The sequence below is a fragment of the Pseudomonas syringae genome, from assembly GCF_001698815.1.
GTDB classification, from domain to species: domain Bacteria; phylum Pseudomonadota; class Gammaproteobacteria; order Pseudomonadales; family Pseudomonadaceae; genus Aquipseudomonas; species Aquipseudomonas syringae_A.
Genome location: NZ_LGSI01000008.1, coordinates 21,789 through 32,249 on the forward strand (window position 1 = coordinate 21,789; position 10,461 = coordinate 32,249).

A 10,461-nucleotide genomic window follows, 5' to 3' on the forward strand; every position below is an offset into this window, starting at 1 on the left:
CCTCATTGCCGCCGATTGTTCACGACCACCGTGTCCGATCTACCGTCCGGCAGGTGCCGAGGCGGCCTGGGCTATCTGCCTGGTCAACAGTGACCCCAGAACGGAGATCGACTCGTGCTGCTCTTGAAGCAACCTGTTCGTACCCTGCAGGTACGCCTCGTCGGTCAGGGTTTCTCGTGAGGAGTCGAGGGCATCCTGACGATCATGAAACGGCTGATTCATTCTCTCGAAACGTTGTGGATAGTGCTCCTCCAGAAACGCTATCCAGTCCTTGCGAGCAATCATGGAGTTAAAGAACTCCTGCGTACTTTCCCTGGCAAGAACCCGATCCCTGGCGCGATCCAGCATCTGCTGGGTGACCCCCGAGATGGATTGAAACAGCATTGTGTGAGCCTGCCCCGGCAGTTCAAGCGTTTCGCGCAATAACGTGGGGTAAATGAGGCTGACCTCGATCTGATCCAGCCCCGGCTCGGATGCAATCCTCGCACTGAAGTCTTCAAGGGCAATTTTTTCCAGCTCTGACAGGCGTTCCATTCCACGGACCAGTTTGAACATATCGACCGGCGAGACGCTTCCATGCCTGGATTCCAGCGCGAAAACCAATACACGAACATCCAGCTGGTTGAAGACAATCATCGTGCCATCACCACATGTCTGTGGATGAGCAGCCAGGGCGAATAACTCCTCCTGCAACGGGTAGGAATTGGCCATCGCATCGATCATTCGCCAGAGCCGGCCCGTCAATACCCGGCGATTGTCCCGGTAGTCCGCGGTCAGGAACATGTCACTGATCAACTGGATAAACGCCTCCCCACCGGCTTCGAGTTGCAGGTCTGCCCAGTGCCGGCGCTGCTCTTCCCTGCCGGTCTCTTCCAGCCATTGGGCCACTGTCTGGTTTCGCCCAAGTGGCTCGGGCAAGTTCACAATGCCCATGCGCACCAACCTCACGGGATCAAATAGGCCTTCGGCCCGGGCAATGGTTTGCTCATTGAGCGGGTTTTGATGCAGCCGCACATACAGTTGGGAACGCAAGGCTATGGCGCTGAAGGTCGCTTCATCGATGTCGGCGATCCAGTTATGACGCAGATCGACGTGGCGTAGCGGTTCGTGTACACCCAACCCGGACGGCATGATGGCAAGTCCGCAGTTCCTGAGCTTCAGTTCCATCAATGCCGGCCAGCGGCTGACGTCGATGGCCACCGGGATATTGATATTCTGGCCTTCCAGCACCAGCGTCTCCAGCGCCGTCAAACGTTGCAGGTATTGCATGCCTTCGGCATCGATACTGATGGGGTTATTGCTCAGCACCAGGCGTTTCAGGGTCGACAAACTGGCCAATGTCGGTGGGACCGAGTTCAGCAGGTTGCCTCTCAACGATAGCCAGCGCGCCTGGGGAAACCGCTTGAGGAATGCCGCGACACTGTCGGCAGTCAGCGCCATATTCTCCAACGTCAAGGCGTGGACATGGTTGAAGTTCGCCTCGATCACAGGTAACGATCCAATGGCCAGCCCGCTGAGGTCGAGTTTATGCACCCAATCCTGGGCTGCTGGATTGATCACGGACGCCGGTTCTCTTCGCCAGCAAGACAATATCAGCCTCCTGGCGATTTCGCGCCCATCGATGGTGGCACCTGCCAGTTGGCCCAATGGTGCCAATTTCACCTCAGTCAACCAATTGTCCAGCGCGCTTTCCAGTCGGGTGTATTGCTCTGTCAGTTCATTCAACCGGGCTCTTACATGGCTCTGTTTCTCGCGGGCCGTTCCGGTAAACGTCACCGATAATTTTTCAAGAAACTTCCTGACCTCGCGAGGCGTGAACTGCGGGTACAGATTTTTTACCGCCAGCTCCGGCGAAAAAGCTTGCGCGTTGCTGCGGAACTTGCTGAACAGCCCTCGCAGACGACCGCTCAATGGATAACCCACACGTCCATCAGCCAGCCGCGAAGGCCATTTGATCCCCGGCTTTATCTGACGCATGCCCAGAAGCCTTTTGACCCTGCTGCGCTGCGTCGTCGCAATGTCTCCCAGAGCGAGCTCCAGCTTGTTTACGTCGCGAGTCAGACTCGCCTGATCGGACAATGCTCTGGCCAGGGAGTCATGCAACCCTTTGCTTTCAAGGTGAACGCGCTGACCTTGATTATTGAATATCTGATAACTGCCACCGACTTTGACAAACACCAGCGGCGGGTTGCCTTGCGGTGCATCGCTGCCTGCGGAGTGAAAAATCCTCTCGCCATCGAAGGTGTTGTTACGGACTTCTACCACCGCGTCCTGTGGCCATCCGGGTACCGAGTTGATCAAGCCCAGGGCCAGGGTGGCGCTGTCGGTTCTCTCGATGTGCAGATAAAAACACTCAAGCGCCCGGTTCAGACGCAGTTGTTGCAGATACTCGCGCGCCTGCTCGCCAAGACGCAGCGGGATGCGCCCGGTGGTTGCCATACGGCGACTCTCCGTGCGGTTGGCACAACTGACAATCTCGCTCGCGACGCAATCGGGCAGGCTCGGAAAGTCGCGTTTCATGAGTCGAATCAAAGGGTCGGCCGAGCGATTGCTGGCGGCGTAGCACGATTCAAGAAGCAGCGCTCGTCTGCCTTCTGCTTCGAAGGCAATGCGCATTGCCAGGTATTGGCTGCGGGTTTGCGGTCCCTGGTAATCGACCAGCAACATTTCGACCTCCTCCGGCGACAGCCCGATCACCAGCGCATCCAGAAATGCCTTCATTTTCCCGGGGGTATACGTCACATCAATCGTACGCGCTGTGTTGTTGGTCGGTGCATGAATACTCAGGACGGTCCCCTGCCCATCCACGCGGCGCAGTACTCGATCATCCGGCCAGCCAGGCAGTTTCACCAGGAAGTCGAAATACGGTTCGATCCTGCGCACGAAAAAATCATCGTCTTCGCGATCCCGCTCAAACGTGCTTATTTCCATCATCAGGGTGATGAACTCAGTCACTTGAAGGTCAAGAAGAAAGCGCTGGGTGCAATCAATCAACAACGCCGGCGGGACCAGCTTATCCATATGGATCTGACGTAGCAGGGCTTCGTCAACCTCGGTAACCCGCAGAATCTGCCGGATGGTGTCATCCGCAAGCGGCACCAGGTCACCGTGCAAGCGGCGGAATGCGGTGTAGGCATCCCAACCCATCGGGTTTTCACCTTCGAAACGCCAGGCGCCGACATCGTTGGTTTCCAGAACGGGTGAATAGGGTTGCACGCCGTCAGGATTGAGGATGCGCCATTTGTTCAATGCCGAATCGAATCCAAGCTCGTAATAATGACCTCCCATCGCCACCCAGGTTTTGCCGCTGGCCTTGAACAGGCTGCGACTGTTGAGGAATGTACCCTTTGGCAAACCGTGCTGTTCGAAGCAATCCAGGCTGGGCTTCCACAACTGAGTCGAACCCTGACCGGACTTGACCTGAACCAGGCTCTCGATAAATGCCGAAGGCTTCGCTGAGTTCAGTACCGGTTGCACCTCATTGCGCTCAAGTTCGACAATCTCGTCCTGTTCAACTCTCGACTGTTCGGCCGTTGAGTTTGCGGAGTTATTCGCTGAGGGTTGGAGTAATCCCTGAAGATACTCGAGCGCCTGTTTTCCATCTTCATAAATTTTTTCAAGCCGCTCGACTTCCCTGGCGGCTTTGGGTGCTGCCGCAATAACGATATCCTTGCCGATCATGTAGAGCTGACCCAGTGCTTTCTCGGTTTCGCCGTCGCTCCAGTCTTCGACACCAATGAAGACATCCTTTACCAGGTCTCGAACTTCAGAGGCCGGTAAAAAAACATCAGCCAGATCGAACCCGACATGGGCAACTGATTTGAATATCTGCAAGGCGCCAGTCGTGGATACGTTTTGTTTGTCACTCACGGGAACTGCAAGTACTTTGGCGTCGGCATAAATCTTACTCACCGCCTGATCGTAGAGTAATTGAAATGGCTGGCCTTGCTGGCGCATCCATCTCGGCCAAATATCGTCCGAGGGATCTCTACGTCCTACCGCCCTGCTTATTTTGTCCAGAAAAAGACTGCGGTACTGTAAACGAATGTACCGTTCGAAGTAGCTGCGAAAGGAGGGTTCTTTAAACTTGTTCACCAACTCTGCAAAAAAATGCCAGGCCGTTGGGTACTCCTTGATCGGATGAGCTGGATCCCCAGGTATATACACGACCACCGGAAAGTCATGGCCGGGATCGCCAAAACTCAACATCTCGTCAGAGGGGACAGGGTGGGAATTGTAGGCTGGCCAGACGACCTGCGTATGTGACTCAACCATGAGGACGCCCTGAAAAACACCGCCCATGAAACCGCCCGTGAAGTGTCGATCCAGAAGTTCGAATGTATTGTAAAAAACCGGACCTCCCCGCCACACGGGCCTGTCGTCATTCCTTGCCACCTTGAGCAAGACCTCATAGGCCTCCTGGCTTACGTCGCCTTTCATCCGTGCAATATGGCTCAGCACTTCAAATCGAGCACGCTCCTTGAGGGTAAACGCTTCAGCAATTTGCCCGGCGGTAGCCGCCAATTTAAATACGCTGTCGAGATGAGTTTGATACTTGCCGCCAAGATCCAGTGATCGGCACATCCGTGCAAAAGCGTTCGGATCGACATTGACGAGTCCGGAAGAGCAGGAGATTTGTGCGCCACAGAGATCGTCCCTGGCGACATTATCAAACCAGGCGGCAGCGGCCGGATAAGCAGGCGGCGTGTAGCGCAACACGGAGCCTTCAATGAAGACTTTATCAGCGTCAAAATTAAACAAGGCAGCCGAAAGTATCGGAGTAACTGTCACATCGAGTGGTGCGAGGACAGTCACTTCTTCGAGGTTGATCTGCGTGCAATCGGCTTTGACTTTGAATTGCTCAAGCGTCTTCTGATTCAATAGCGGCCTGGCAAACTCATGCACGGATTTGAGCGGTTTGATCAGCGCGCCAAATGCTTTTTGAGACGCCAGACTTTTCAACTGACTCTTGTGCAGTTCAATCTGTAAGCTCGCAGTTTCCGGCCTGTTATGGGTAAACCACCCCGGCAGGCGCTGCTTTAAAATTTCCTGGTTGGGAAAGGCTTCACTATAGAAAGTGATATCCGGCGTTTGATCGTTAACAGGTGTCTCTGACATGGTTTATTCCACGAGGCGTTTGGCAATAACCCCACGGTACTTACTCTGCTTACAGGTTGTGACATAGCCGGATAGTGCATCTCATTCCTGGCAATCATCGCATCGCCATGCAGCACCGGTTTTAGCCGTGAGCACGCGCCCCCGGCTGAGGCCGGCCCTGCGGTTCCCCTGTTCAAAATCTCAGCGAAGGCTCTGGACCGCACCTTTGAAGAAAGGTTGCATTGTCATCGACGTGCCATTGCTTTGCCACTTTTCTGTAATAACTCACGGCGATACTGGCGCCAGTTTTTAGAACCGGGGGCACTAACCCCATTCGCGCTCTGACCGTGGAGCGGTTTTTCCGGGATGGCCTGCCGTCATCCCTTATCAAGTTATGGAGATTGATATGCGTCTTGTTTCTGCACAAACTGCGGCGGCCCTTTGCGGTGGCCTGGTATTGGCAATGAGTGTTCCAGCCAACGCCGCAGTCGACGCTAAACTGCTCGACATGCTCAGGGCCAACGGCTCGATCAATCAGGCCCAGTACGCCGAGTTACAGACCGAACTGGCGAAAGACCAGCAGGCTCAGAAGCAAGCGCTCGCCGACGTTCAGAACACTAAATCAGCCTCTCAGGCCGCTTTCGAGCAGAAAGTTGCCTGGGCGACCAAGACTCAATTCAAGGGTGATGTGCGCGTTCGTCAGGAAACCATCAATATCGATGGTCAGACCAACAGCCAGGACAAGGACCGTCAACGTATTCGTGCTCGTCTGGGCGCCTATACCGAAATCAATCCTCAGGTGAGCACCGGTATCCGTATCGCCACCGGCGGCAGCAGCGATGCACGCTCCACCAACCAGGATCTGGACGGCTACTTCGTCAAGAAGGATCTGTGGCTGGACCTGGGCTTCATCGATTACGCCCCGACTGCGGTCAAAAACCTGCACGTGATCGGCGGCAAGATGAACCAGCCGTGGGTCAGCATGGGCGACGTGATCTGGGATGGCGACATCAACCCTGAAGGTCTGGCCACGACCTACAGCCTGCCACTGGGCGGCAAGACCGAGCTGTTCGGCAGCGCCGGTTACTACACCCTCAAGGACAACATCGACGGCGAAGGTACGCAGTTCCGTCACGACTTGAGCATGACCGCTGGCCAGTTGGGCGCGCGCTTCGCACCGACCGACAACCTGAAAGTCACGCTGGGCGGTAGCGTTTATGCCTTCGACAATGACAAGGACAGTGCGGCCCTGCGCGTCAACGGCAACACCACCAATCAGTTCCGTCTGTACGAAGGTTTCGGCCAGATCGATATCAGCGGTCTTGGCTTGCCACTGGCGCTGTACGGCCAGTACATCGTCAACAATGACAGCACTGACGATCAGGACACTGCCTGGCTGGCGGGCGTGAAGACCAAGGTGTTCGGTTTCGGTCTGGACTACAACTATCGCGATACTCAGCGTAACGCGGTGGTTGGCGCCTTCACTGACTCGGACTTCGCCAACGGCACCACTGGCTCGCGCGGTCACAAGTTCAAGGTCGGTTACGAAATCGACAAGAACTTCTCGGTCGGCGCGACTTACTTCCTGACCAAGGCCGACTACGCCGTCGCCAGCCAGCGCGACGCGGACGCCAACACGTTGCAGCTGGACGTTGAAGCCAAGTTCTAAGAATCACCCCTGCTGAAAAACCTACGCTGAGGTGCACTCAGCGCAGGTTGTTTTTCAGGCTGGCGTTGGCGGCTGATCCCCATCACATCCGTCATCTGCCATACGTTCAGCCTGAGCTTTCAGCACTCTGCGTCACCTCCCCTAGCAGATCCGTGGAAAGCGCAGCCAGTTCCTCGCGCACTACAGCCACTTGAATATCCAGTGTCAGCTTGCACGCCAGCGCCTCCAAAGCCTCGGTGCGCTCACGCTGAATCATGTCGATCTGCGCCAGATAGTGTTCATCCGTCAGATCTGACCTGTTGCTGTCCAATGCGCCCATTTGTTCCTGAAAAAACGCTTTGAGCGGCTCGAAATCCTGTGCGTAACGATGCTCCAGAAACGTCATCCAGAACTCACGGGCGATCAGCGCCTGCAAGAATTGCGGCGTGCTTTCCTTGCCAAGAATCTGGGCATAAGCATCTTCAAGCATCTCCTGGGTCACTCCCGCCAACCGGTTGTAAAGCATGCCTTCAGGCTGGTTGGGCAGGTCCAGTGTTCTCGCCAGCCCCACCCGAAACGCCAATCGGATCTCAGCTTCATCCACGGCAACTTCGGTTGATTTGCGCACAGCAATCAGTTGCAGTGCGTGTTTTTCCACTTCATCCAGCCGCTCCAGCCCTCTGACCAACCGGAACACTTGCTCAGGCTGATCAGCGGCGGAGACCGTTGTCTTGATCTTGAATACCTGCGCATGGGTTTCCAGGTTACTGAAGACGATGGCCACCCCATCACCACAGGTCACCGGGTGAGCGGCCATCTCGAACAGTTCCTCTCGCAGCTCCGCGGTCTCACTGGCCACATCGACCAAGGCCCAGACGCGTCGTGTCAGCATTGCCCGGTTAGTGGCGAAGTCAGCTGAAGCCCGCAACTCATTGAGCACCCGAAAGAACTCCCCGCCGTCAGGCTCCGCCTGCAGATCACTCCATTTAAGAAGCCGGCCTTGCAGTTCTGCTGCGGGCATACCCGTGAGCCATAAGGTTGCGGACGGCAAAGGCTCATCGATATGCATTCTTGCTGCGTCGACCCCCATACGCCGCCGCGCCTCACTGGTCAACAACCGGCGAGCCCTGGCCAGGCTTGGTTGGTTGAGCGGGTTGTCATGCAGCTGCGCCTCCAGACCGGGCCGGACCAGATTGCGCAACGTTCCCTCGTTGAGCTCCGCTATGCGGTTATGGCGCAGGTCCAGATACCTCAACCGCGCACAACGCCAGATCCAGGCCGGCAGCGTTTCAATGCTGGCGGCGCGCAGGTTGAGCCTGCGCAACAGGAAAAAGGGCCTGAGCCTGTGCAGTTGGGCACCGATTGGACAGTCACCGAGATCAAGCGATCTCAACTCGTTACAACTGTTCAAACGCATGACAGAACTCTCATCCAGAACCAGAGGGTTCTCAGCCAGCGACAAACGTTCAAGCTGCGTCATTTGGGTCAAAGCTGCAGGTATCGTCGTCAGGTTGTTGTCGCGCAGGCTTAACCAGAACGCCCCCTTGAAATGCGCCAGGAAGGTGTCGATTTCAGAGGTATCCAGATTGAGCCTCTTGAGCTCCAGAGCGCCAACATGATTCCAGTTACCGCTGAGCGGCGGCAACTCCCCGATGGGCAGATCGTTCAATACCAGCTTGTAGGCGAAGTCCACGGCATTCTCCATGTAGACTCGATCGCCGGCGTGCCGCCAGCAGTTGCGTAGACGAAACGCCGCCACACGTCGGGCATCCTTGGTATTGGATGGGATCTGCCGCGACTCCGACCATTGTTCAAGCTGTTGGCCAAGGGTCTTGTACTCGACTGCCAGCCCATCAAGACGGCCTCGGACGAACGCATGAAACTGTTCGGCAGGCCCCGCGTAGCGTGTTTTCAGCCGGTCGAGAAAGGTTCTGATCTCATCCTCGGTAAACGTCGGGTAGAGATTCTTGACCGCCAGCTCGGGGGAATAAGCGCTGGAGCCCATCCCCATCCGTCTGAACAGCCCTCGCAACCGCCCGCTCATGGGATAACCGGTGCGTCCGTCGGCCAGACGCTGCGGCCATTTGAAGCCGGGCTTGATCGTTTGCATGCCCAGCATCCTGGCGACCGATTCGCGCTGTTGCACCGCCAGATCCCCCAGCCGCGCACGCAGCATTTGCTCGCCTACGCCATCCGGGAAACCGATGTGGCGTAAAACGGGGTGGGGCAATGCGTCAAGCAGCGCCGTGAAAAATGGCTGATCCTCCTGACCCAGCGCGTTGCCATGAGAGTCGAAAGCCTGATAGCCGGTTTCGGTCCTGGTGAGAATGGAACGCACATTGGCATTGCTGATGTCGCCCACGCTGTCGAGCAGCTTCCCCGTGAATGTGGCGTTACGTATCTCAAGGGCCATGCCTGCCGGCCAACCTGACAAACCGGGCAACAACTTGAATCCGGCCGTGAAGGTGTCCAGGTTATCCGTTGCATTGACGAAAAATCCTTCGTTGGCGCGGTTGAGGCGTAATTGCTGTAGATATTCACGCGCCTGCTCGGCGATGGGCAGCGGCACACGCCGGGCTGAAAGCATGCGCGTCTGCTGCGCTTGCGTCGCCGTACCGAGCAGTTCCTTGCAGACGACATCCGGTAGCGCCGGAAAATCACGCCGGATCAGCCTGACGAGAGAATCGTTTGAAACGCTGTGCAAGGCATGGATGTCGTCACGCAACCGTCCGCTATTAACTTGAGCCTGCTCGCAGAAGAGCTGGGCAAGGCGCAGGACGTTGGCCTCCTTCGCGTCGATACGCTCGCCTGACAACGCTTCAGCCTCCTGCGAAGAGAGGCCATCGAGCACGCTTTCCAGCAAGGCTGTCATGCGGCCCGGTTTGTAAGTGATCTGAATCACAGACGTGGAATTGCTGGTGATGTTCCAGCTTTCGAGCACCGCGCCTTGTTCGTCCAGCAGGCGCAATGCCACCTTGTCTGGCCAGCGTGGCATCGACGTCAACAGCTTGAGGAAAGGCTCGATACGCGGCGCAGTCAGGCTGTCCGGTTCGGTGGCCACTTTTGCAATAAACGCTCGCACCTGCTGATCGGCGTCAAAGCGATGCATAGCATCACTGAGCAAGGCTGGCCACCTCAGGTTATCCACATGCACCTGACGCAACACCGCATCATCTACCCCCGTAATCCGCAGGAGTTGGCCAACGGTTTCATCGGTTAATACTTCATGGTCAGCGTTCAAGCGCTTGAATGCGACGGTTTCGTCCCAACCCATGGGGTTTTCGCCTTCAAAACGCCAGGCCCCTGCGCCGTTGTGCTCAAGCACTGGCGAATGCGATTCGTGGTCACCGGGATGCTTGACGCGCCACCTGTTCAAGGCTGTATCGAACTCTACGCGATACAGTTCTCCAGCCAGGGGCAACCAGGTTTTGCCGTCGACCTTGATCAGTCCCTGAGCGTCGGCGGCCACTCGGGAAGGCAGGACAACCTTCTGCCGGAACCGGGCGAGATCGGGTTTCCACAACCGCGTCAGGCCGTTGGGCAGTTTGACCGCAGTCAGGCTTTCGACGAATGACGAGGGCAGCACGCGCGGCGCAACATGCACCGCCGCGCCCAGCACCGCCATCGCCGCGAGGTTTTCACCGATGTCGAACACGTGGTTCAGGGCTTCCTCGGTTTCGCCGTGGGTCCAGTCCTCCACCGCAACGAACGCTTCG

At 56.7% G+C, this 10,461-nt stretch carries 3 protein-coding genes; 1 reads left to right on the forward strand and 2 read right to left on the reverse strand.

The window, feature by feature from the left end; translation table 11 throughout:
• Positions 1 to 39: 39 nt before the first annotated feature.
• A complete protein-coding gene (locus AFK24_RS02630; RefSeq protein ID WP_065831765.1) occupies positions 40 to 5,118 on the reverse strand; it encodes an NEL-type E3 ubiquitin ligase domain-containing protein in 5,079 nt (1,692 codons plus the stop codon).
• 385 nt (positions 5,119 to 5,503) lie between these two features.
• Here AFK24_RS02630 and AFK24_RS02635 point away from each other — a divergent pair, with 385 nt between their 5' ends.
• Positions 5,504 to 6,766, forward strand: a complete 1,263-nt coding sequence (locus AFK24_RS02635) for a putative porin (protein WP_065831766.1) — start codon at positions 5,504 to 5,506, stop codon at positions 6,764 to 6,766.
• A gap of 106 nt (positions 6,767 to 6,872) precedes the next feature.
• Here the strand turns inward: AFK24_RS02635 and AFK24_RS02640 are convergent.
• On the reverse strand, positions 6,873 to 10,461 hold a 3,589-nt coding region (locus tag AFK24_RS02640; protein ID WP_065831767.1), incomplete at its 5' end, for an NEL-type E3 ubiquitin ligase domain-containing protein.

What these genes read in the sequence shown, in the direction of transcription:
- AFK24_RS02630 (WP_065831765.1), bottom strand. Translation starts at nt 5,118, where the DNA reads ATGTCAGAGACACCTGTTAACGATCAAACGCCGGATATCACTTTCTAT.
- AFK24_RS02635 (WP_065831766.1), top strand. Translation starts at nt 5,504, where the DNA reads ATGCGTCTTGTTTCTGCACAAACTGCGGCGGCCCTTTGCGGTGGCCTG.